Source organism: Celeribacter halophilus (genome assembly GCF_018860305.1).
Lineage (GTDB): Bacteria > Pseudomonadota > Alphaproteobacteria > Rhodobacterales > Rhodobacteraceae > Celeribacter > Celeribacter halophilus_A.
In genome coordinates this window covers 23,465-47,145 of the sequence record NZ_JAHKPE010000009.1, presented here as the reverse complement: position 1 = coordinate 47,145, position 23,681 = coordinate 23,465, and the positions used below count along the sequence as shown (strand labels likewise).

General features: G+C 55.7%; 20 protein-coding genes, 1 tRNA gene and 1 pseudogene. 10 read left to right on the top strand and 12 right to left on the bottom strand.

What is annotated here, in order from left to right; translation table 11 throughout:
- Positions 1 to 91: 91 nt before the first annotated feature.
- The 4 genes from KO492_RS01010 to KO492_RS00995 all read left to right on the top strand — a co-directional run bounded on the left by KO492_RS01010 (position 92) and on the right by KO492_RS00995 (position 4,594).
- Positions 92 to 1,117, top strand: a complete 1,026-nt coding sequence (locus KO492_RS01010) for an amino acid ABC transporter substrate-binding protein (protein ID WP_216043267.1) — start codon at positions 92 to 94, stop codon at positions 1,115 to 1,117.
- A 140-nt stretch (positions 1,118 to 1,257) separates the two neighbouring features.
- On the top strand, positions 1,258 to 2,478 hold the full coding sequence (locus tag KO492_RS01005) for an amino acid ABC transporter permease (protein ID WP_216043266.1): 1,221 nt from the start codon (positions 1,258 to 1,260) through the stop codon (positions 2,476 to 2,478).
- A gap of 1 nt (position 2,479) precedes the next feature.
- Entirely contained in the window at positions 2,480 to 3,790 is a 1,311-nt protein-coding gene (locus tag KO492_RS01000; RefSeq protein WP_216043265.1) for an amino acid ABC transporter permease, read from the top strand.
- Positions 3,791 to 3,805: 15 nt separating this feature from the next.
- Entirely contained in the window at positions 3,806 to 4,594 is a 789-nt protein-coding gene (locus tag KO492_RS00995) for an amino acid ABC transporter ATP-binding protein (RefSeq protein WP_066598988.1), read from the top strand.
- Between the two features lie 45 nt (positions 4,595 to 4,639).
- On the opposite strand, the gene KO492_RS00990 is transcribed toward KO492_RS00995, so the two are convergent.
- From KO492_RS00990 to rpmH, 9 genes and pseudogenes are all read right to left on the bottom strand, one after another.
- Entirely contained in the window at positions 4,640 to 5,143 is a 504-nt protein-coding gene (locus KO492_RS00990; protein WP_252735165.1) for a SixA phosphatase family protein, read from the bottom strand.
- The gene (gene argB, locus KO492_RS00985) at positions 5,143 to 6,039 is read right to left on the bottom strand and encodes an acetylglutamate kinase (RefSeq protein WP_216043264.1); all 897 of its coding nucleotides are present in this window, start codon (positions 6,037 to 6,039) and stop codon (positions 5,143 to 5,145) included. The genes KO492_RS00990 and argB overlap by 1 nt, the downstream gene beginning before the upstream one ends.
- A gap of 128 nt (positions 6,040 to 6,167) precedes the next feature.
- Complete coding sequence (yihA, locus tag KO492_RS00980; RefSeq protein WP_216043263.1) at positions 6,168 to 6,815, bottom strand: ribosome biogenesis GTP-binding protein YihA/YsxC; 648 nt, start codon at positions 6,813 to 6,815, stop codon at positions 6,168 to 6,170.
- 16 nt (positions 6,816 to 6,831) lie between these two features.
- Positions 6,832 to 8,652 (bottom strand): membrane protein insertase YidC, encoded by a 1,821-nt coding sequence (gene yidC, locus KO492_RS00975; RefSeq protein ID WP_216043262.1) that lies wholly within the window; start codon positions 8,650 to 8,652, stop codon positions 6,832 to 6,834.
- A 105-nt stretch (positions 8,653 to 8,757) separates the two neighbouring features.
- Positions 8,758 to 10,098 (bottom strand): annotated as a pseudogene (locus tag KO492_RS00970) (putative bifunctional diguanylate cyclase/phosphodiesterase).
- A 281-nt stretch (positions 10,099 to 10,379) separates the two neighbouring features.
- Positions 10,380 to 11,261, bottom strand: coding sequence for a tRNA 2-thiocytidine(32) synthetase TtcA (gene ttcA, locus KO492_RS00965; protein ID WP_216043261.1), 882 nt, complete (start codon positions 11,259 to 11,261; stop codon positions 10,380 to 10,382).
- Positions 11,254 to 11,529, bottom strand: a complete 276-nt coding sequence (gene yidD, locus KO492_RS00960) for a membrane protein insertion efficiency factor YidD (protein WP_216043260.1) — start codon at positions 11,527 to 11,529, stop codon at positions 11,254 to 11,256. The genes ttcA and yidD overlap by 8 nt, the downstream gene beginning before the upstream one ends.
- Positions 11,526 to 11,975: a ribonuclease P protein component gene (gene rnpA / locus KO492_RS00955; RefSeq protein WP_216043259.1), complete on the bottom strand. Its 450-nt coding sequence runs from the start codon at positions 11,973 to 11,975 to the stop codon at positions 11,526 to 11,528. Before rnpA ends, yidD begins: the two co-directional genes overlap by 4 nt.
- A 36-nt stretch (positions 11,976 to 12,011) precedes the next feature.
- Positions 12,012 to 12,146, bottom strand: a complete 135-nt coding sequence (gene rpmH / locus KO492_RS00950) for a 50S ribosomal protein L34 (protein WP_043868490.1) — start codon at positions 12,144 to 12,146, stop codon at positions 12,012 to 12,014.
- A gap of 281 nt (positions 12,147 to 12,427) precedes the next feature.
- Here rpmH and KO492_RS00945 point away from each other — a divergent pair, with 281 nt between their 5' ends.
- From KO492_RS00945 to KO492_RS00930, 4 genes are all read left to right on the top strand, one after another.
- Entirely contained in the window at positions 12,428 to 13,141 is a 714-nt protein-coding gene (locus KO492_RS00945; protein ID WP_066599007.1) for a TVP38/TMEM64 family protein, read from the top strand.
- The gene (locus KO492_RS00940; protein WP_216043258.1) at positions 13,138 to 14,517 is read left to right on the top strand and encodes a dihydrolipoyl dehydrogenase family protein; all 1,380 of its coding nucleotides are present in this window, start codon (positions 13,138 to 13,140) and stop codon (positions 14,515 to 14,517) included. Before KO492_RS00945 ends, KO492_RS00940 begins: the two co-directional genes overlap by 4 nt.
- A 33-nt stretch (positions 14,518 to 14,550) precedes the next feature.
- Complete coding sequence (locus KO492_RS00935; RefSeq protein ID WP_216043257.1) at positions 14,551 to 15,999, top strand: sensor histidine kinase; 1,449 nt, start codon at positions 14,551 to 14,553, stop codon at positions 15,997 to 15,999.
- 91 nt (positions 16,000 to 16,090) lie between these two features.
- Positions 16,091 to 16,167: transfer RNA gene (locus tag KO492_RS00930), tRNA-Arg, on the top strand.
- Here KO492_RS00930 and KO492_RS00925 read toward each other — a convergent pair.
- Positions 16,130 to 17,698 carry a recombinase family protein gene (locus tag KO492_RS00925; protein ID WP_216043256.1) on the bottom strand — a complete coding sequence of 523 codons (1,569 nt, stop codon included), beginning with the start codon at positions 17,696 to 17,698 and terminating at the stop codon, positions 16,130 to 16,132. The genes KO492_RS00930 and KO492_RS00925 overlap by 38 nt on opposite strands.
- Positions 17,691 to 17,999 (bottom strand): hypothetical protein, encoded by a 309-nt coding sequence (locus tag KO492_RS00920; RefSeq protein WP_216043255.1) that lies wholly within the window; start codon positions 17,997 to 17,999, stop codon positions 17,691 to 17,693. Before KO492_RS00920 ends, KO492_RS00925 begins: the two co-directional genes overlap by 8 nt.
- A gap of 555 nt (positions 18,000 to 18,554) precedes the next feature.
- On the opposite strand from KO492_RS00920, the gene KO492_RS00915 reads away from it, so the two are divergent.
- Positions 18,555 to 21,443, top strand: a complete 2,889-nt coding sequence (locus tag KO492_RS00915; protein WP_216043254.1) for a DEAD/DEAH box helicase — start codon at positions 18,555 to 18,557, stop codon at positions 21,441 to 21,443.
- 54 nt (positions 21,444 to 21,497) lie between these two features.
- Here the strand turns inward: KO492_RS00915 and KO492_RS00910 are convergent, their stop codons facing one another.
- Positions 21,498 to 21,812, bottom strand: a complete 315-nt coding sequence (locus KO492_RS00910; RefSeq protein ID WP_216043253.1) for a hypothetical protein — start codon at positions 21,810 to 21,812, stop codon at positions 21,498 to 21,500.
- A gap of 32 nt (positions 21,813 to 21,844) precedes the next feature.
- On the opposite strand from KO492_RS00910, the gene KO492_RS00905 reads away from it, so the two are divergent.
- Positions 21,845 to 23,404: a TniQ family protein gene (locus KO492_RS00905; protein ID WP_252735164.1), complete on the top strand. Its 1,560-nt coding sequence runs from the start codon at positions 21,845 to 21,847 to the stop codon at positions 23,402 to 23,404.
- Positions 23,405 to 23,681 lie beyond the last annotated feature (277 nt).

Below are 23,681 nucleotides of genomic sequence, written 5' to 3'. Positions count from 1 at the left end.
GGGCAATTGCTCAATTCGATATCGCCCCCGGCTCCTAGGGAAGGGTCGGAAAGAAGCGCCGTCAACGGCGCACTATCAGGAAGAGGTAAATATGAAAAAATCCGTATTTCTTGGCGCGCTGACGCTGGCAGGTCTCGCTGCCGGTACGGCGATGGCTCAGGATTCGTCTACGCTCGCAGCTGTTAAAGAGCGCGGCGTTCTCAAATGTGGCGTCAACCCAGGCACGCCCGGCTTTGCTGCGCCGGATGCAAATGGCAAGTTTGTCGGCTTTGACGTGGATGTCTGCCGCGCTGTTGCCGCTGCTGTGCTCGGGGATTCCGAAGCCGTAGAATACACCCCGCTGACCTCCGCCGTGCGCTTTACCGCGCTTGCTTCCGGCGAAGTGGACATGCTGGCCCGCAACACCACCTGGACGTTCTCGCGTGACGTTGACCTGAAAAACACCTTTGTTGGCGTCAACTACTATGACGGTCAGGGCTTCATGGTGCCGAAAGATCTCGGCGTTTCTTCCGCGAAAGAACTTGGCGGCGCAACCGTGTGTATCGAAACCGGCACCACGACCGAGCTGAACCTTGCCGACTATTTCCGTGTGAACAACATGGATTACGAACCGGTTCCGGTTGAAAGCTTCACCGAAGCACAGACGCAGTTCCTTGCCGGTGCTTGTGACGTTTACACCACCGACGCATCCGCTCTGGCCGCATCGCGTGCCTCTTTCGAGACACCGGACGACTATGTTGTTCTGCCGGAAATCATCTCCAAAGAGCCGCTCGGCCCGCTCGTGCGTCATGGCGACGACAATTGGGGCGACGTTGTGCGCTGGTCTTTGAACGCGATGATCGCGGCTGAAGAATACGGCGTGACCTCTGCCAATGCGGCCGAACTGGCCAGCGGCACAGACAACCCGGAAATCAACCGTCTTCTGGGTGTTGAAGGTGAACTGGGCGCGATGCTCGGCCTCGACAATGACTGGGCTCTGAACATTCTGACCCAAGTCGGCAACTACGGCGAAAGCTTCGAGAAGAACATTGGCGAGAACACTCCGGTGGGTCTGGCTCGTGGTCTGAACGCTCAGTGGACCGAAGGCGGCCTGATCTATTCGCCGCCCTTCCGCTAAGACCAAGTCAAGTGAAGGGCGCGGAACACTCCGCGCCTTTCGCCTTTTAGCCTTATTCACATCAAGACCATCTAACACGCGAACGGGGCCAACCCGGGCGGTGGTAGGGCTTATTCTGGGCAAACAGGGGACCGTCACTCATGACGACAGCGACAGACTCGCCGGAAGACCAAGGTTTTCGGCTTAGCCAGCTGATCTATGATACGCGCTATCGTGCCATTACCATTCAGGTGATCGCCATGATTGCATTCATGTTGATCGCGGCATTTCTCATTCGTAACACGATCATCAACCTCTCGGCGTTGGGCAAGGACATCGATTTCGGTTTCCTGTTCAACCGTGCAGCTTATGACATCAACCAGAAAATCATCCCCTATAGCTCTGACGACCCGCATTGGCGGGCGACTTTGGTGGGGCTGCTCAACACGCTTTTGATCGCGTTTCTCGGCTGTATTCTTGCCACGATCATCGGGGTGATTGCGGGCGTTTTGCGCCTGTCGAAGAACTGGCTGACCGCGAAGATCATGACATTCTATGTCGAGAGCTTCCGCAATATTCCGGTGCTTTTGTGGATTCTCGCCTTCATGGCGGTCTTGTCCGAAGCACTGCCGACCCCGCGTGCATTCCGCGGGGAGACGCCATCGGCGTCCATGTGGCTCTGGGACAGTGTGGCTGTGACCAATCGCGGCACCTATGTGCCCTCTCCGATCTGGGGCGAAGGCTCGGTGTTTGTTGTCATCACCTTCCTGCTGTCGCTGCTCGGCATCTGGGCGTTCGGGAAATATGCCAAGCGCCGTTTTGAAGCGACCGGAGACATCCTTCCGAGTTTCTGGATCAAACTGGCGATTTTCTTTGTGCCGACCGTGTTGGTCTATTTCCTGATGGGCCGGCCTGTGACCCTGTCCTATCCGGAACTCAAGGGGTTCAACTTTTCCGGCGGGCTGCATATGCGCAACTCGATGCTGGCGCTGTGGTTGGCCCTGAGTTTCTATACTGGCTCCTTCATCGCGGAGATCGTGCGGTCCGGTATTCTGGCGATTTCCAAAGGCCAGACCGAAGCCGCCTTCGCGCTCGGGCTGCGTCCGTCACGGACGATGAACCTCGTGATCCTGCCGCAGGCGCTGCGCGTCATCATTCCGCCGCTGATCTCGCAATATCTGAACCTGACCAAGAACTCTTCGCTGGCACTGGCCGTTGGCTATATGGACCTGCGCTCGACCTTGGGGGGGACGACCCTCAACACCACGGGGCGCGAGTTGGAATGTATGCTCCTGATGATGCTGATCTATTTGATCGTAAGCCTTTTCATCTCTTCGGGTATGAACGTGTACAACAAATCCGTGAAGCTGAAGGAGCGCTGAGATGAGCACGACAAAGTCCCTCTCCTATGTGCGCAAAGAGATTCTGGAACAGCAACCTGCGCCGCGCTCTCAAGTCGGGTTTACCCGCTGGGTGCGGGAAAACCTGTTCTCCGGATGGTTCAACTCTATCCTGACACTGGTCTCGATTTTCGTGATCTACAAAGTCGCCGCCGCCACTTTGCCGTGGCTTCTGGGGGGTGTTTGGGACGCAAGCTCTCTGGAAGAATGCCGCGCGGTTCTCAACGAACGCTTTGGCAACACCCATTACGCCTGCTGGGCCGTGATTACGGAGCGCTGGAACCAGTTGCTCTACGGGTTCTACCCCGAAACGGAATATTGGCGCGCGAATCTTGCCTTTTTCCTGATGCTGGCCTCTCTGGCTCCCGTCCTGTTCGACAAAATCCCGCGCAAGATGCTCTACCTGACGATGGCGTTTCCCTTCCTGCTCGTGTGGCTGGTCTGGGGCGGTACGCTCTGGGGTGTGATTTCGGTTGCGGCCGGTTTTGTCCTCGGTGGGATGGCCTTCAAAATTGTGGACCGTTATGGCTCTATGGCGCTCTCTGCCATTGCCGCTGTGGTGGTCGCCGCGATCTGGTGGCTCTTTATCAGCCCCTCTGTGGTTGACGGGCTCAATGCGGTCCTGCCCTTCGGGCATCTCCAAGAGGTCCAGAGCCGCGATCTTGGCGGGTTTATGATCTGTGTGATCATCGGCATCTCCGGCATCGCGCTCTCTCTGCCTATCGGTATCGTTCTGGCTCTGGGGCGTCAGTCGGATCTGTTTGTGGTCAAAACCATTTGCGTCGGGTTCATCGAGTTCATTCGTGGCGTGCCGCTCATTACCCTGCTGTTCACGGCATCGCTTCTGTTGAACTACTTCCTGCCTCCAGGCACGGCGTTTGACCTGACCTTGCGGGTGATCATCATGGTGACGCTCTTCTCCTCCGCCTATATGGCCGAGGTGATCCGTGGCGGCCTCGCGGCGCTCCCGAAAGGGCAATATGAGGCCGCCGACGCCTTGGGCCTCGATTACTGGAAAGCACAACGTCTGGTCATCATGCCGCAGGCGCTCAAGATCTCCATTCCGGGCATCGTGAACACGTTCATCGGCTTGTTCAAAGACACGACACTGGTGATGTTCATCGGCATCTACGACATGCTGGGCCTCTCGAACGCCATCCGGGCCAACTCGGCCTGGAACGGTATCTATTGGGAGCTGTTCATCTTTATCGGCCTCGTCTTCTGGATCTGCTGTTTCGCCATGTCCCGCTATTCTCAGTGGCTGGAGCGCAAGCTCCGCACCGACCATCGTTAAGAAAGGAGACCGGAAATGTCTCTCGCACAAGACCGCGCTATCGACCGTTCGAAACTGACCGTCTCCGACGAGGTGGCGATCCAGATCACGAACATGAACAAATGGTATGGAGAATTCCACGTTCTCCGTGACATCAACCTCACCGTGAACCGGGGCGAGCGGATCGTGATTGCGGGGCCGTCCGGCTCCGGCAAATCCACCATGATCCGCTGTATCAACCGGCTCGAAGAACACCAGAAGGGCAAGATCATTGTCGATGGGACCGAATTGACTTCGGACCTTAAAAACATCGACAAGATCCGCTCGGAAGTGGGCATGTGCTTTCAGCACTTCAACCTGTTCCCGCATTTGACCATTCTGGAGAACTGCACCCTTGCGCCGATGTGGGTGCGCAAGACGCCGAAACGGGAGGCCGAGGAACTGGCGATGCATTTCCTCGAAAAGGTGAAAATCCCCGAGCAGGCGGATAAATACCCCGGCATGCTGTCCGGCGGCCAGCAACAGCGTGTGGCCATCGCGCGTTCGCTCTGTATGCAGCCGCGCATCATGCTCTTCGACGAGCCGACCTCCGCACTTGATCCGGAGATGATCAAGGAGGTGCTCGACACCATGATCGAACTGGCGGAAGAGGGGATGACCATGCTGTGTGTGACCCACGAAATGGGCTTTGCCCGACAGGTCGCCAACCGCGTGATCTTTATGGACCAAGGTCAGATCGTCGAGCAGAACGAGCCGGAAGAGTTCTTCAACAACCCGAAATCCGAGCGGACCAAATTGTTCCTCTCGCAAATTCTCGGGCACTGAACGCCACGCTCTTAAAGACAAAGGCGCCTCTCGGGGCGCCTTTTTTCATGTTTCCGCTTCAAGTTCTCGCGGGGTGGCAAAGTCAATCACCTCGTTTTCCCCGAACCGCGCCTGCGCCCAGTTGTCCGCCTTCAGCTCGAAAACGGCGGTGGCCGCCGTCGGGTAGCGTAGGAAATCAGGATGAGGCGGCGGGTGGGAGGCGAAATCCGCTGCAAATTCCCCAATGCCGGGATTGTGCGCGATCAGCAGCACACAGTCACCTGTGGCCTTTTTCAATGCACTCAGAATGCGATGTTCGGAGGCGAGGTAGAGCGCGTCTAATACGGTCGTGTTCGGACACAGGCCCAGTCCCACGCGTTCCAAAGTCTCTCGGGTGCGCGTTGATGAGGAGAGAAGCACCTGATCGGGGACATACCCCTTGGCTTTCAACCAAGTGCCCATTGTCACCGCATTGCGCAGGCCGGGCGCATTAAGTGGGCGGTCAATATCGTCCAGACGTGGATCGTCCCATCCCGATTTGGCATGGTGCATCAGGATCAGGCGGGGCATCAGACTGCTTTTGCTGCGGGTTTCACACGTGGTTTCGTGTCGCGGATGAGCGAGCCGGCCCCATGTTCGGTGTAAAGTTCCAGAAGGCAGGCATTGGGGGCGCGCCCGTCAAGGATGACCACGGCCCGCACCCCGTCGCGTAGCGCATCCAGCGCGGTCTGGGTTTTGGGGATCATACCGCCCGCGATAACGCCCGCTTCGGTCAAGTCCTTGATCTGCTGCGACGACAGATAGGTGAGCACCTCGCCATTGGCGTCTTTCACGCCGGAGACATCGGTCAAAAGCAAAAGCCGATCCGCGTGGAGCGCTCCTGCAATGGCACCAGCCGCCGTGTCGCCATTCACGTTAAAGGTCTCTCCGTCACGTCCCGCACCCACGGGGGCAATCACCGGAATCAGGTTTTCTTCGCCAAGCTCGTGGACAATCGACGGATCCATCGCCACCGGCGTGCCGACAAAGCCGAGCGCGGGGTCGGCCTGTTCACAGACCATCAGATTGGCATCCTTGCCGGAAATCCCGATGGCGCGGCCACCCTGAGAATTGATGGCCTGCACAATGCGTTTGTTCACAAGACCGGAGAGCACCATCTCGACCACTTCAACGGTGGCCTTGTCGGTCACGCGTTTGCCGTTCACGAAACTGCTCTCGATCCCGAGTTGTTCGAGCATCTTGTTGATCATGGGGCCGCCGCCATGGACGACCACGGGTTTCACGCCGACCTGCTGCATCAGCACCACGTCGCGGGCAAAACTTTCCATGGCTTCATCCGATCCCATGGCGTGCCCGCCGAGCTTGATCACGACGGTCGCCCCCTCATATCGCTGCAAATAGGGCAGCGCTTGGGATAGGGTACGGGCGGTCGCGATCCAGTCTCTGTTCATGTCTTGCTTCTTCATGTTCGGAATTCCAGACGAGGTTTGATCCTCAATACAGGGTTCCGCGCGTGTCGCCAAGCAGACTTGCGACATCATCGCTTTCGCCAGAACCACCCGCAAACGTGAGAGACAGGTTTGCGGGTGCGGTTTCAGACGAGTGTGGCGATCACCGCGCGTAACACATCGACGCCCCAGCCTTTTTCCGATGAGGTGACAATCAGCTCAGGGTAGGCGGCGGGGTGTTTGGAGACCGCTTGGCGAACTTGTGCGATGACTTTTTCGCGTTCCTGTTCCTTGACCTTGTCGGCCTTGGTCAGCACGACCTGAAAAGTCACGGCGGACTTGTCGAGGCGCGTCATGATCTCTTCGTCAACGTCTTTCACGCCGTGCCGGCTGTCGATCAGGACGAAGGCGCGGCGCAAGGTGGCGCGGCCCGACAGGTAGGCTTTGAGCAAGCGCTGCCATTTCTCGACTGTTTTGACAGGGGCTTTGGCAAAGCCGTAGCCGGGAAGGTCGACCAGATAGTGGCTGTCTGCACAGGTGAAAAAGTTGATCTCCTGTGTCCGGCCCGGCGTGTTCGAGGCCCGCGCCAGAGCCTTGCGACCGGTGAGCGCGTTGATCAGGGAGGATTTCCCGACGTTCGAGCGGCCGGCAAAGCAGACTTCCAACCGGTCGGCGGGGGGCATGCCGTCCATAGCGACGACGCCTTTGAGAAATTCGGTTTCGCCAGCAAACAGCAAGCGGCCCTTTTCAAGGGCCGCTTCATCTGGTTCAGCGATGGGGAATGGTAGTTCCATCGGTTACACGCCTTGTTCAGGCGTCCTTTTTCTTGAGCCTGAGCGAGCGCAGGATGTTGCCAAAGACATCGGGTTTGTGTCCGTGGCTGCGCATGATCAGGTACTGTTGTGTGAACGTGATTGTGTTGTTGCAAATCCAGTAAAGCACCAGACCCGAAGCAAAGTTGCCCAGCATGAACATGAACACCCAAGGCATCCATGCCATGATCATGGCTTGCGACGCATCCGTGGGGGCCGGGTTGAGTTTTTGTTGCAACCACATGGAGATACCGAGCAGGATCGGCAGGATGCCAAGGCTCAGGAAGGCGAGCATGGAACCCGGTTCCGGCGGCGCATAGGGCAAGAGGCCGAAGAGGTTCAGGATGGAGCTCGGATCAGGTGCGGAGAGATCGCGAATCCAGCCGATCCAAGGTGCGTGGCGCAGTTCGATGGTGACGAAAATCACCTTGTAGAGCGAGAAGAACACCGGAATTTGCAGCAGGAGCGGCAAACAGCCGGAGGCGGGGTTCACCTTGTTCTTCTTGTAAAGCTCCATCATGCCACGCTGGAGTTTTTCCTTGTCGTCGCCAGCGGCTTCTTTGAGCTTTTCCATTTCCGGCTGAAGCTCTTTCATCCGTGCCATCGAGACATAGGATTTATAGGCCAGCGGGAACATAACGCCTTTGATGATCAGCGTTAGGAGCACGATGGACCAGCCCATGTTGCCGATCAGGCCGTTCAGAGCGTGCAGGATGCGGAAGATTGGTTTGGTGAAGTACCAGAACCAGCCCCAGTCAATCGAATCGACAAAACGGTAGAAGCTCTTGTCGTCTTCGTAGTGCTTGATGGTTTCCCATTCTTTCGCACCGGCGAAGAGGTAGGAGGTGCTTTCGGCGGATGTGCCGGGGGCAACATCAACCGTAGGCATACGCGTTTCGACTTGGTAAATATTCGCGGTTTCCACGAATTTCGCGACGGAGGTGAAGCTCTGACCCGGTGTCGGGATCAGGGTGGTCATCCAGTTCTTGTCGGTAAAGCCGGTCCAGCCGTTGCTTTCCACAGAAATGGTGGAGGTCCGGCCACCTTCGCGCGGGTCGAAGTCGAAATCCGCGATGTTCTTGTATTTTTCTTCGTCGAGTTCTTTGTCCGACAGGCGCACAAGCCCTTCGTGCAGCACGAAATATTTGGAGACTTCGGGCGTGCCGTGACGTGCGACCACGCCGTAGGAGAACAGGCGTGCAGACGTGTCCGTGTTGTTTTCCACCGATTGCGTCACCGTAAACAGATAGTTTTCGTCGATCGCGATTTTGCGGTGGAAGACAAGGCCGTTGCCATTGTCCCAAGTCAGGGTGACCGGCGTGTCGGGGGTCAATGTGGCCCCGTCTTCAACGGACCAGAGCGTATTGGCACCGGGGACATCGTCGATGGTCAGCGAACCGCCCGGAGCCCAGCCATAGGTCGCGTAATAGGGCGCTTCCGCGCCGACGGGTTCAAGCAGGGTGACGATTTCGTCCCCGTCGATTTCAACCTTGTAGTCTTTCAGCGCCAGATCGTCGATTCTCCCGCCGATGAGGGAAATAGACCCTTCTACGCGAGGTGTCTCAATGGACAGGCGCGGGGCATCTGCGGCCTGAGTAGCTGTTTGCAGCTCAGAACCCGTTGCTTCGCTCTGTCCGGTTGCCGCCGGAGGTGCAATGGCTGTTGTTGTGTCCGTATTCTGTGTAGCAGCCGTTTCTGTAGCGACAGAAGCATTCGGATCCGTAACAGGTTCCGGGGCCGGGAAGAATATTGTCCACCCCAGTAATACGATGCCGCTCAGTACAACGGCAAGAATCAAGTTCTTGTTTTGATCGTCCATCTCGGCCGCCCGATTGTTGGAATTCAGTCTCGAAGGGTTCAACCTTCCAGAAGGCCTGAGGTCAAGCGGTTTCGGGGATTTCTTTTGGAAAATGCAGCAAAGTGATCAACCGGCGCGGCGTCCGATCCGCGGTGTTTGGGCCAATTTGCGTTTATGTCGCTCCATCCAGTCCTGTGTTTCCTCCAGAGGCATCGGTGCGGAAACGGAATAGCCCTGCACATGATCACAGCCAAGCTGCGCCAGCATGGCGTGTTCGCCGACTGTTTCCACGCCTTCGGCCAAGGTTTGCAGGTCCAGACGCTCGGCCATACTGAGGATGGCGGCCAACATGCTTTGCTGGCTTTGGTCCAGATCGCAGCGGGATACATAGGAGCGGTCAATTTTGATCCGGTCCACTGCAAATCGCCGGATGTTGGTGATGGAGGCATGGCCTGTCCCGTAGTCGTCCAGATCAATGCCTCACCCCATTTCTTTCAGGGCGCAGATGTTCCGGCTGATCGTATCACAGTCCGAAATCGAAATGACGCATTCCAGAATCTCTACGTTCAGTCGGCAGGGCTCCAACTCGAAACGATCCAGTTCCCAACGGATTTTGTCGGCAAGTTTCGGATTAGCCAAATCGGTCGATGAAAAATTGACAGCAACCGAAGGAACATGAAAGTCTGCGCGATCCCAGATTTTAAGCGCCATGAGCGCATGGTAGAGCATGACTTCGTTCAGGCGCTCTGTCAGGCCGAGGTCCGTAATGTCGGGCATGAATTTGGCGGGTGAGAGAACGCCGTGTTTGGGGTGCGTCCAGCGGGCCAATGCTTCCATGCCGGACACTTCACCCGTGTCTGTCGAGACCTGTGGTTGAAACCACGGAACAATTCCTCCGTTTTCGAGGGCTTGGCCGACGTCTGTGGACGAGGGAGTCTTTTCCGCCGGTTTCTTGCGACGCGCGGGGGAATAGGCGCGAATGGAACCGGGGCCATTGTGTTGCGCGTCACCGAGCGCAGTTTCGGCGGCATCTAGAAAGGCTTGCCCCGAAAGAGACGGGGCGCGGTTCGGTGTGCAAAACCCGATGGAGCAGGTGATGTAAACCTTGGTCGCATTGAGAGGGTAAGGCTCTGACAGGGCCTGTTGAATACGTGACGACAGTTGGATCAGGGTCTCCAGATCGGCGGTGCGCATCGGGGCAAGAGCAATGGCGAAGCGTGGCCCGCGCAGACGCACGATTGTATCGCCTTCGCGCAAGGCGTCTTGCAACCTTTGGGCAACACTGGTCAGAAGGTGATCACCGGCGGCATTGCCGAAGGTCGCCTGAAGGCTGTGAAAATCATCAACTTCAAGGGCCAGACAGGCCGTTGCCTTTCCGGCGGCCTCTTGAGTGTCCAGAACGTGATCGATGGCCGAGACAAGCCTTTCCGGCAGCGGCAGGCCGGTCAGCCCGTCTTTGGCAAGCATCTTGGCGCATTCTGCCTTGGGCGTGGTTGATATGGTCAAATTCAACACAGCGGCCAGTGCCGGAAGCACAAGAGCGCAGAGGATCAGCATGTGTTCTCCGCCGAACCAATAGGCCCCCAGACAAAGGGCGGGCAGAAACGCGATCGTATGTGGACCCGTGAGGATGTCGCGCAGGCGATGAAGCTTGTCTGCGATGAGTTTTTGCATGATCTCTGTCCCGATAGCTTTTGGCCGGATGGCCGTGGTGTCGGGTAGAGTGCAGCAAGAAAGTAGTCTGGCGGTTAACGCAGCTTTGGAATTTCGTTAGAATTGTCCGTATTTTCACTGTTGTCCGCCGGATTGGAGCGGGTGAGACCCAGAAAGTCGAACAGTTTCGGATCCATCATATGCGAGGGCCTGATGTTGGTCAGGGCTTTGAACATCACCTGCCGACGGCCGGGGCTGTTTTTCTCCCATCCGTCAAGGATTTGCTTGACCTGCTGGCGCTGCAATCCGTCCTGAGAGCCACAGAGATCACACGGGATGATCGGGTAGTTCATCGCGCGCGCGAATCTCTCGCAATCCTCTTCGGCGACATGGGCCATAGGACGATAGACAAAGAGGTCTCCTTCTTCGTTCACCAGTTTCGGCGGCATGGTCGCAAGCCGTCCGCCGTGGAAGAGATTCATGAAAAAGGTTTCCAGAATATCATCACGGTGATGCCCGAGCACGACCGCTGTGCAGCCTTCTTCGCGGGCGATTCGGTAGAGATTGCCGCGGCGAAGGCGGGAACAGAGCGCACAGAAGGTCCGTCCCTGCGGCACCTTGTCCATGACGATGGAATAGGTATCTTGGTATTCGATGCGATGGGGAACCTGCATACGCTCCAGAAACTCGGGCAGGACGGTCGCCGGAAAGCCCGGCTGGCCCTGATCGAGATTGCAGGCGACAAGCTCCACCGGCAACAGACCGCGCCACTTGAGTTCGTAGAGCGCGGCAAGCATCGTATAGCTGTCCTTGCCGCCGGACAGGCACACCAGCCATTTCGCGCCGCGTTCGACCATGCCGTATTGCTCGATGGCCTCACGCACGTTGCGGATGATCCGTTTGCGCAGCTTCTTGAACTCCGTCGTGGAGGGTGCGCCGTGAAACAGCGGGTGGATGTCGTCGAGATCATCAAGCATCGGAGTTTTCCTCGCTCGGCTTTTTCGGGGGAAGGGGCGTGGATTTCGGTTCCGGAACAGGATCATATCCCATGCCGCCCAAGGGGTGACAGCGTCCGATCCGGCGCAGCGTCAACCATGTGCCCTTGATCGCGCCATGTTTTTCCAGAGCTTCGAGCGCATAGGCCGAACAGGTCGGTTGATACCGGCAATTATGCCCGACGAAGGGAGAGAAAATCCGGCGATAGGCGCGGACGGGCAGGGATACGACAAAGGCCAGCGGGGTCATGATCGCCCTGCCTTTGCATCTCCGTGAACCTTTTTCAGCGCATATCGGAGGTCTTTGAGGAGCAGGTCGAAGGGGCGCGTGCGGGTGTCGCCCTTCTTGCCGACCAGAACATAGTCCCAGCCGTCTTGTCCCAGTTCGGGAATCAGCAGGCGCGCCGCTTCGCGCAACCGCCGTTTGGCATGGTTGCGGGCGACGGCATTGCCGACTTTTTTGGAGCAGGTGTAGCCGACGCGAATGCCTTTGGCTGGCTCACCGTCCCCGCGTTTGCGGCCCTGTAAAAGAAAGCTCGACGTGCCTTGACGGCGCGCACGGGCAGCCTTGAGGAAATCCGCGCGCTTGGCGAGGGTTTCCATCGAAGGCGCATCATTTGCGCATGACAAAACCGCCGACTGCGACCCGTGGGCTCCGGCCTTGGCCTTTGCTGTGGGTGCGTCCGGCGGTGTCATCGTCTTGAAGCCTATACAGGCGTCCCTAAGCGTGAATTACGCGGAAAGGGACTTACGGCCGCGAGCACGGCGTGCATTCAGAACCTTGCGGCCCGCTTTGGTGGCCATACGGGCACGGAAGCCATGGCGGCGCTTGCGGACGAGGTTGCTCGGTTGATAGGTGCGTTTCATCGCGCTATCTCCATCGGTTGCGTTGGGGCCCAAATCCCCCAAATGCAAACCCTGCGGCATGACAAAGGGATTCGAAGGCGAGTAATCGTTCGAAGCCCTGCCAATAGGAGGCTCTCGGACAGTTGTCAATTCTCATGCGTCGGAAATCTGTAACAAATCTCCCGTTGAGGTCGGTTTCTTATAACAGACCATCACTGAGCCGTGAATATGACCGAAAATGCTGGTTTCGGCAAATGCAACGCACCATGTTGCCGCAAACACCCAGATCAAAGGATAGACGCGTGTCGGAAACTGTAGAAAAACGTCATATATGGCCATTGGTGCTTTTGGCCCTTGTGGCTGCGGGGCTTGCCGTGTTGCTTCGGGAGCATCTCAGTTTTGAGGCGCTCGCGGCCAATCGCGCTATACTTCTCTCTTATACAGAGGCACATACCGGCCTTGCCGTGCTGGTCTTTGTCATCTGTTACGCGGCGATTGTCGGCCTGTCTTTGCCCGGTGCGACCGTGGCCACACTGACGGGCGGCTTTCTGTTTGGCACTTTTCCGGGGGTGCTTTTTAACATCTCGGGTGCGGTTCTGGGCGCGTCCTTGCTGTTTCTCGCGGCGCGCTGGGGATTGGGCGACTGGCTTTCGAGCAAGATTGACGCCACCGAGGGGCGTATCCACAAGATCAAGCGCGGCATTGATGAAAATCAATGGTCCATGCTTTTTCTGATCCGGCTTTTGCCCGTGGTGCCGTTCTTCGTGGCGAATCTGTTGCCTGCACTCTTTGATGTGCGTTTCTCGCGCTTTGTGATTTCGACGGCCTTGGGCATCATTCCCGGAACCCTGGTCTATACATCTGTCGGGGCAGGGCTTGGCGCTGTGTTCGAGGCGGGGGAAGTTCCCGATCTCGGCATTATCTTCGCGCCACAGATCCTTTTGCCGCTTTTAGGGCTTTGCTTGCTCGCACTCTTGCCAGTTCTGTGGAAGACTTGGCGTAAGGAGGTCGTATGACCAATATTAAAACAGACGTTTGCGTGATCGGGGCCGGTTCTGGCGGCTTGTCCGTCGCGGCGGGCGCGGTTCAAATGGGCGCGCGGGTCGTGCTCGTAGAAAAGGGTGAGATGGGTGGCGACTGCCTCAACTCCGGTTGTGTGCCCTCCAAGGCGCTTTTGCACGCGGCGGCCAAAGGCATGAGTTATCCCGATGCCATGGCCCATATGCAGCAGACCATCGCAACCATTGCGCCGCATGACAGTCAGGAACGGTTTGAGGGGCTGGGCTGTAAAGTCATTCGCGCCGAGGGGCGGTTTACATCGCCCACGACCTTGGACGTCGGTGGTGTGACCATCAAGGCACGCCGCTTCGTTATCGCCACAGGGTCCAGCCCGCGCGTGCCGGAGATCGAAGGCCTCGCCTCCGTGCCCTATCTGACGAATGAAACCATCTGGGGGCTGAACAGCTGTCCAGAGCATCTCGTCATTTTGGGCGGCGGAGCCATCGGCATGGAAATGGCGCAGGCGCATCGGCGCTTGGGCGCGCAGGTGACGGTGATCGAGGCCTTCGCGGCACTCGGGCGCGAAGACTCGGAGGCCGCAGCTGTGGTCAAAGCCGCATTGCAAGCCGAAGGTGTGACACTGATCGAAGGCAAGGGCGCGGAACGTGTCTCTGTTGTCGACGGGCAGACCTGCGTGACACTGTCCGACGGGCAGACGGTCACAGGGTCGCATCTATTGGTGGCCACTGGGCGGCGTGCCAATTCCGAAAACCTCGGCCTTGAACATGCGGAGGTGGACCGCACCAAGACTGGCATCAAGGTGGGAGATAATCTGCGCACGTCGAATCGTCGGATCTATGCCATCGGAGATGTGATCGCAGGCGGGCTGCAATTCACCCATGTGGCGGGCTATCAGGCGGGTGTGGTCATTCGTCCGCTTCTGTTCGGCTTGCCAGCCAAGGCCGCGCGTCACCACATTCCTCACGCCACCTACACCAGCCCCGAACTCGCGCAGGTCGGTCTGACCGAGGCGGACGCGCGCGAAACCTATCAGGACAAGCTCGAAGTCGTGCGTGCCGAGATTTCCGGCAATGACAGGGCGATTGCGACCGGACGGGCAGGGGAGGGCAGCGGTTTTATCAAACTGATGGTCGTCAAATCCCGCCCCGTCGGGGTCACGATTGTCGGGCCGGATGCAGGGGAAATGATTGCTTTCTGGTCTCTGGTTCTGTCTTTGAACCTCAAGATGAGCAAAATTGCGGGCATGGTCGCGCCATATCCGACATTGGCCGAGCTTAACAAACGCGCCGTGAGTGCCTATTTTACCCCCAGACTGTTCGAAAGCCGCAAGGTCAAAGCGATCGTCAAAACAATTCAGAGACTTGTGCCCTAGGTCAAAGGTCTTCCCCAGCGGCGAAGAGGAACCATGTCGTTATCGCGTTTCATCAATACCCTGTCTGGGCGTTTCCTGATCCTGACGGTCATCTTCGTGATGGCCGCAGAGATCATGATTTTCATGCCCTCTGTCGCGCGGTTTCGTGAGGATTTTCTGCTGTCGCGGCTGGAGCGTGCGCAGATCGCCTCGCTTGCGCTTCTAGCCAATGACAGTCTCGACATGGACCTTGAAGACGAACTTCTCGAAAACGCGGGCGTCTATAACGTTGTCTTGCGGCGCAACGAGATTCGCCAGCTTGTCTTGTCCTCCCCGATCCCCGACCAGATTCACGCCACCTATGATTTGCGCGAGGCCACGGGGTTCGAATTGATTCGGGACGCGATGGTGACGCTGTTTGATCCTGAAGAGCGGGTGATCCGTGTAATCGGTGATCCGGTCAAACAGGCGGGGCTTTTGATCGAGGTCACGCTGCCAACGGCGCCTTTGCGCGTGGCGATGCTCGATTACGGTTTCCGCATCCTGCTGTTGTCGGCGGTGATCTCTTTTATCACCGCGTTTCTGCTGTTCCTCGCGGTGCGTGCCCTTCTGGTGCGCCCGATCAAGCGGGTGGTCGGCGCGATGACCTCTTATACCCAAGCGCCCGAAGACGCGCGCCGTATTATTGAACCTTCCGCAAAAGTGCCGGAACTGCGCGAGGCCGAGATCGCGCTGAAGGTCATGGAGACCGAACTCACAGCCTCCTTGCGGCAAAAGGAGCGTCTGGCGCAACTGGGCGGTGCGGTGGCCAAGGTCTCGCATGATCTGCGCAACATCCTGACCACGGCGCAACTCTTTACCGACCGTCTGGAAATGTCCGACGACCCCGCCGTGACGCGTTCCGCGCCGAAACTGGTGAACTCGATCCAGCGGGCCGTGAACCTCTGCGAGACGACTTTGGCCTTTGGCAAGGCCGAGGAACCCGCGCCGACACTCACCGGCGTGCGGCTTGCCGAACTGGTGGCTGAGGTGATTGAGGGCGAGCGTCTCTCCATCGGCGATTTCGATCTGTCTTTTTCCGAAGACATCCCCGCCACCATGGTGGTGCGTGCCGATCACGAACAAATGCACCGTGTGCTCTCCAATCTGGTGCGCAATGCCCGTCAGGCGATCATGGCCACGGGCAAGCCCGGCGAGATTTCTGTCGCCGGACGCGAAGATGAGGACGAGTGGGTGATTTCTGTGACCGACACGGGACCGGGCCTGCCACCCAAAGCCCGCGAATACCTGTTCCAGCCGTTTCAGGGCGGCACGCGCAAGGGCGGATTCGGCCTTGGCCTTGCGATTTCTGCCGAGCTGGCGAAGGGACATGGCGGGCGGCTTGTGCTGGAGCGTTCCGACGAACAGGGCACCGCCTTTGCCATCCACCTGCCGAAAGGGTTCTCCCATCAGGGCGCGGGCGAAGCTTCGGAAAAGGAGAGCGACCCGCAGGCCGCAATTTGAGGCATCAGGCAGCCGCGTGACATTTTTTTACTTTTTATGTCAAATGCCTCTTGCGCCCCTCCGAGCTTATATGTATTTCCGCCCACACAGTGCACCCGTAGCTCAGCTGGATAGAGTACCTGACTACGAATCAGGGGGTCAGAGGTTCGAATCCTCTCGGGTGCACCATTTTACTTTCAGATGTAGATAAGAACCGTAACGCCTTGAAGGGTAAGGTAGTTTCTGCAGTTCGAAGTCCCATTTCGCGTGATACACTCAGAGGCGCGGCAAAGGCTAGTCGTAACACCGTTCTCTTGAGTTCGTAGGAACCCTTTTCCCAAATTTTCCAAGGGTTTGATAAAAACGCCATGGAAAGTTCGAACATTTTATCGAAGTTTCCTTCTGGAAGGTCTCGATTGGCTAGCTTTTCTTGCAGTACAGCGGTTTCTGAGCGCAATTCTGCAATTCTAGTTTCGTAGGCACGAGCGGTCTCGTCGTGTTGAGTTCGAGCAGCTCGGTCGATAAGCGAATTGATTTCGGTATCAATCTGCCGTAGTCGGGTTCTGTGCCGTGAAGCTTCTTCTTTTGAGTTGGAACGATAGCGGTCCCACGCTTCTCGGAACATCAGACTGGCAAGTTCGAACGTCTTGGCTGATGGTGTGAGCCCCTTCAAGACGTGGTCGAACTCGGTCTCCAGCTTGTCCCGCGCGATCGACTTGCCACGTTGGCTACAGCCTTGATGGTGACAGAGATAGTAAGGGTATCGCTTTCCTGTTCCGCTTTTTGACCAACAGGAAGTCAGGCTATACCCGCATTCACTGCACGTCAAAAAGCCGCGTAAGACGAAGTCTCGGTCGATATTCTTGCGGGCCGGCGCGACCTTCTTTCCATTCAAGCGATCCTGATTGATCAAATAGGTCTCATAGGAGATCAATGGCTCATGTTGAGCCTTCGTCAGCGGAACACCCCATTCAGGCTTCTCCAAATACCCCGCGTACACTAAACGGGTCAGCAAGCCCGTCACTCGGTCGAACTTGACTTCCTTTGCGCCACGAGGGCGAGGAAACTCGGGATTGTTGTCCAAGAAGCGCTTCACCTCCGCTTGGCTTTGAAACCGTCCGGATGCGAATCCCTCCAACGCTTCCCGAATGATGGAGGCCTCTGGCTCCTTCGGTAGAAGTATCTTTCCTCCTTCTGGAGCCTTGGCATATTGATACCCAACTGGAGCAGAGAACGTCCAATATCCATTTTTTAGTCGCGCAATCGTTCGGGTCTTGGATAGCTCGGCATTCTTCTCGCGGTCTCGAGAAGCTAACAATGCCCAGAGCATCTCTAAGAAACGGCTTTCCGCATCCACTCCGAACTTTGTCTTGGGGCTGTCGATAGCAGCACCGGCAGTCATGATCTTGTTCCGCAACTCTGTATGCGCACCTACATCACGCGCAAATCGAGAAACGTCATCTACGATGACCACATAGTCACGAGCATCAACACGGTTCAGGAAATCCAAGAGCAAGTTCATTCCGGGACGGTCCGAACTCGCGCCAGAGATCACGTCGGTGAAAACGTCTTCGACCCGCATTCCGCATTGCTCAGCATAGTCTCTGCAGCTCCGTTCTTGACTCGACAGTCCTGCGCCATCCATCGTTTGTTTGATAGATGAGACGCGACAGTAGATGACGCACTTGGTCCGCTTCTGCTTCTCTTGCTTATCAAACATGTGCCGTCTCTCCGATTTTTTGGGAGACGTTGCTGCAACGAGACCGAGGCGTAGGAAAATCAATTATATCTGCGCCGCCCGCCTGTACGGGATGAACTCCATAGCCAAGATCTACAAAGGCTACGATCACCGTCCAAAGCGCATTCAAAAATTCTACCTTCTGCTCGTTGGAAAGGTCGCTGCCGTCAAGGTAACTTTGATAGCGTTCAATGTCGATTTTCAACTGTTTCCGGTTCAGATGATGACGGTTTCTAGATTCGACGAAATCGATGACTTCGCTTTCGTTCAATTCGTGGTTCATGTTCGAACTCTCCTTATTTGTTGATGTAAGAACTCTCGTTAAAACTCGAGGGCAACATCAGGATATGTGGAAATCTAAGCAGTTGAAAAGGAAAGAATAAATTACATTGTTCGTTGAAAATAGCACATCTCAAAAAACGGAAATTTGCACATCTTGATCGTGTCGGATCAATGCCCGTTAAACCAGTGCCCGCGCTGTTTGGGAAAAAGCACATAGACGAATTCTGGAAAAAGCACATGTCATCCTGTGTGACATGAAGCTCTACGCGAATCGGCAACAAATATTAGAGAACTTTGCTTAGCTGGCTCAAAGCCACCTAAAATGATTTCAAAAGGGAGGATTTGTTATGTCAGGTGTTCAGTAGCTTTGAAAATCTGGTTGCAAGTGTGTCGATAGGTTTATTTTTGCATCATGACACGCCCATCCTTTGTCGACGTCCAGTTGCAGAGGTTGACCGTTCAATGTGAACCGTCGCCCATTGAATCTCCTCCTAGAATTCACGCTAGCAATGTATAGTATTGTCCTTGTTAAACGAAGATTTTTTGAGGTGCCAAAATGAAGGCGACTTTGCCTACAGGCTGTTCTGTCAGTCAGCATATTTTAGATACTCCCAAATTGATGCCACGCCATGAAGGCACCATTAATATTACTGATGCTCAGTACGCCGCGCTTGATGCAGGACTTATGGAAGGGAAAAGTCTGCTAGTGTCAGCTCCGACCTCCACCGGCAAAACGCTTATAGGTTGGTGGGCGGCAGCATCCGGCCTCGAGCGTGGCAAGCGGTTTGTCTACCTTGTATCCCACCGCGCGCTGGCTTCCCAAAAGTTCGAGGAAATTCAGTCATTGTTTCTGGGGCCATGGCTTGGTGGGGATACATCGACTTTGGTGTGCGCTACCGGGGATGGCGTTATTGATGGAAGTGGTCGGGCGAACAGTGCGCCGCTTGCGGCAACGATTCTGGTCGCGACTTATGAAAAATACCTTGCCCTTATCTCGGCTGGTGGTCCGCCTCAGGACTTGTCTGATGTGGTCTTTGTATGTGACGAAGTTCAGCTTATCGGAGACGGAAATCGCGGAAAACACGTAGAATTATTGCTTTCCGTGCTAAAGCGGACCGGCTGGTATCAGTTCGTCGGATTGTCTGCTGTTATGGACGACGCTGGAGCTCATCAATTCGCTCACTGGCTCAATCTAACTCTTGTTAAGACTGAAACGCGGGAGAAAACTCTGACGATTGAGGGCCGATGGAACAACGGATGTCTTATCGCGACGACTAGTCCTGAGGGCATAGCGCCTCTCCGCCAAGAGCCCAAAGCAAAGGAGATGCGGCTGAACTCGATGATTGATGAACTCGTCGCAGCAGACAAGAAACCCGTCATTGTCTTCTGTATGAAGGTAGACGACACTTACAATCTCGCAGAAAAATGGGCAGCCTCCAAAACTTCTGAGCAATTAGTGGTCCCGCCCCCCGGACTTGATCTGGATGAGACTTTGCTGTCGTTGATTAATAAACGATGTGCGTTTCATAATGCAGAACTCAGCGAAGCTGAGCGCGCTTATATTGAACAGATCATGCAAGACAAGACGATTGACGTTGTATTTGCAACATCCACACTAGCTGCGGGCGTGAACTTTCCTCTTGGAAGTGCTGTCTTTTCAAAATGGAAGAGATGGGACTTTGACAAAAGACAACACGTTCCAATTCGACGAGATGAGTTTCAAAACATGGCTGGGCGCGTCGGACGAATGGGACAAGAGGCTAGCGAAGGAATTGTGTTGGCAACTGCGGGAGGCGCAGTGGAACTCGAAAGCCTCAAATGTTTGATAGATTTCTCTAAAAAGGAAACGCTGGGCAATGGAATTACGCCTGATGACTTCGGATCGTTGGTAATACAGCTTTTCGCTGGAGGTCTATGCTCTACACGACAAGAGGCTTTCGCTCTGATGGCATCGACACTGAGTGCAAGCCGTGAAGCTGAGCGTGGGAATGGTAGTGTGGAGCATTGGAGGCCTCACCTCGATCAACAAATTGATCGACTGATTGAAACACATTGTCTAATCGAGGCCAATCAAAGGCTTGTAGTTACGGAGTACGGCCAAGCTGTAGCCAAGAGCGGCTTAAAGCCAGAAACTGCTGCGCACTTCTTAAATTACCTTAGCCAATTCGGCGAGCGTATTTCCGAACTGCTCCCCACGCCCGAGAGGGAGGGGTGCGATGACGATCTATTATTTATCTTTACCCACGGAAGCTTACTGTCCCCTGAATATAATCTAACTGGCGGCCCTCGTACGAGGCATATCAGTTGGAGATTCGGGAGCGATGGGCCGGTGAGCAATCCGCAAGCGGAAAGCTTAGAGGATATTCTTTTTGAACGTCCATGGGTTGCAAACCCGAGTGCTGCCAATGGCGCGAGAGCGTTGGCTGCGTGGGCATCTGGTGCGGACCGAGAAACGTTGGAACAAATTTTGCCTGGCGTTCGCCTCGGCCTGATAGAGAATACTGCAAGGGACGTGAGTTGGCTTCTGTCCGCTGTCGCTCAAGTTATCGCGACCTCGTCAGCCTCGAGGCTTGCTGACGCAGCTCGGCACCCACTTCTGGCATCCACCAATCCCAACCTTGCACAAATTCGGAAATTTTCACGGGTCTTGCGCAGGTACGCTGTCCGCATCGCCTATGGTTTGCCATCTGAATGCTATTGGCTGAAAGAGTTGGAGCTAAAAGGACCATCGAAAAGGCTCACACGTAAACAAATAATTAAACTCCACGAGCAAGGTCTTTCTAAACCACACCTTCTAATGGATGGGAGCCAAAAGTACGACGAGCTACGTGCTGCTGCGCTTCCCAAAGTTGGTGGCGCTAATTATCCTAACCTTGTTAGAGATGCCGCGAAGAATTGGAAAATCGATCAAAGAAGGCACTTCCGGAATCGACATGAGAAAAAGGCAGTACGTCATGGAAGAGAAGGGCTTGTTTCAAATCTGTATGACGCACGCGGAAAGGACCTTGAAGCGGCAATCATCGCGATCCTTGCAGATATAGGGATAGAATGCACTGTACTCGACGATGGAACTAGGTCGGCTTGGCCGGATTTAAAGATTGAATTCTCCGCGAATGGTATGACCTCAGATGTAGTGGCAGAGGTAAAATCCAAAGAGAAGGAAAGTGCTCTCGTTCCTTTAAATGATGCGATTGAAGTCATCAGTGCCGCTGCAATTGCTGGGCTTGGGGGCTTGCCTGTCTCTACAATTTGTAGCCCGGGAGTAGAACCGAGTGTCCCAACTGCGATTTCTGGATGCAATCAACTCAGTATTGTTGAATTGATTGACTTGGCTGAAGCCTACCTTCGCATTAAGGATGGCAATCTAAGTGTTAGTGATTTGTATAACTGGATGACGACGCCGGGCATCGCGCTTACGGAGGACCTCCCCTTCAACAATGTCTAGCGGGATGAGGGTTGGCGTGAAAACGCCAGCCCTCCTCGTCTATTGATGCATTTCCTAAACTGGGTAAACTCTAATATTACCACAATTGTTTGCTTTCCTTTTCAAGAAAGAGATCACTAGAGGTGACTGCAACGGATACGCAGTTTCAGTTAAACGTCTCCACATATCAAACAGTTCAATCGCATCTCCCACCGAGTTAGCTCCGCAAAAAGTGCGTTCGATGTTTCTCCCTTTAGGTGCACCATTTTTCTTCTTTGTCAGATGCCAAGCAAAACCGACTTTTGTGACAGATAACTGACCCAGTTGGCGGAATTTCCTGAAATCATCGCAGCGTTGCTCAGTTGAGCGGGTGATCGTAAGATCAAGCAAATCTTGCCTTTGTCTGATCTCGGAAGCATCGCTTGGTCAAAAGCCTACCTGCCACTCCCGGAACGAATTTCCCGCAGTTGCCGCTGACGGTGGCACATGCCGCGTGCGAGCCTGCTACTTCCTTACTGTCACGACTTGCAGCCAGGAATGGCGCCATTTCGATGCAGAGGTTCTGCGGCGACATTGCCTTTCCGATCGACCCGCTCTTTCGTGGTGAGAAGGTGGCCATAGAGCAATTGGCGCAGCTTGCAGGGTGTGACGTGGGCGCACTTGTGCGGGTATCTATCCGCCACCTCGGTAAGGGCCACTTCCGTTTGAGAGAAGAATTTGCTTCTCTCCAGAGCTTTCAGCGCACGCGCATCCGCGTCTGCCCGGAGTGTATACGGTCCGAGATGCCGTCAGCCGCGGAGCCGTGGCGTGTGCCGCGCCGCCTTCAGTGGAAATTTTCATCAATCAGGAGCTGCTCGGAACACGGCAGCATGCTCGAATGCCTTCCATCTGAGAGGTTCAATAAGGACGCCAGAGACTTCGCAGCGCAGCTGCAAAAACACTACGGTTGGATCATGGATCAGCCGGAGGTCCAAGCGCCGCCTAGCCCTTTCGAGGCGTACCTCACGAACCGTATCATGAGCGGGCGGGGAGACCGATGGATCGACCGCCTCGAACTCAACGTGGCGTCACGGGCATGTGAAGTGTTGGGGCTGCGTATCGCAAAGGGACCAGATGCCGCGTTAGCGGGGCACAGTGAGCCAGACTGGATGAACTATGGTGCCTTGGGCTATGATATACTGAAAGACGGTCCCGACGCTCTTTCCGACTGCTTATCTGCGATGGCTCGCGTGGACGGAGTGGACGGCAGGTTTTTCGGTCGGCTCTTTGGCCCATGGATGGCTTGGTTGAAGGGCCGGAGTCTCGGCGATGAGTTCGAGCCTCTGCGTGACGTCGTGCGGCGACACGTTTTCGATAATTTTTCCGTCAGGAAAGGAGTCCTGGTGCTTGGCGTGCCTTCGGAGGGAATAGCTTCGTCGAACCCACAGACGTCACTCTCGCTGAAGGGGTTCGCCAAGCGCAATGCGGAGGATCTGCTCTGTCGAGGACTCGCAACGCGTGACGCTGGTGGCGGTATTGTACCGTTGAACTTTGTAACCCAGGAAATGCTTGACGCCTACGAGCGCGAGAAGAAATTTTTTCGGGCCGGGAAGAATTCGCATGAGAAAGCTAAACCTAGCGCGTATGGTGCCGATAACGTCAGGGCGTCGGGACAGAGCGGCCTCTCCGTCGGTGACGCCGCTCGGCAGTTAAAAGTGACAGTCAAAACAGTAGGGTATTTGATCCAGCATGGGATGCTGTGCGGGGTGGATACCTCAGAACTCTACCGCCGAGGGGCGACAGTTGTTACCGCTGATAGTCTGACGCAGTTTCAGAAGAGCTTCATTTCCTTGGGTGAGCTCGCCGAGATCACGCAGCGCCCACAAGGCGCATTTTCGATGAAACTTAGAAATGCCAATGTGACCCTGTTGGCGATGCCCCATGATCTAAGCCGGATCTACTGGCGCGAGGATGTAAATGTCGACCTAACAACCGAAAAATGACCCTTTCGGCCCAAGGCGGCCATTCACTCACCACTTGTATGCTGCGGTGCGGCCCGTAAATTCGGACTTTCGCTGCAGCTGCAAGGTTCAAAATCGACCGAGCCGCGGGATTGCGGGACAGAGCCTTAAGTCGCAGTGACTGCACTAACGTCGGTTTTGGCGAAGTTGGAAGCGTCGTGAATGGTCTTTACTGTTTCGAGTATGGGCAGCTTAGAATTCTTGGCAAACCACAAAAATATTGGTAAATCTTCCATTTTGCGTTGAAATTTTTCGGCCG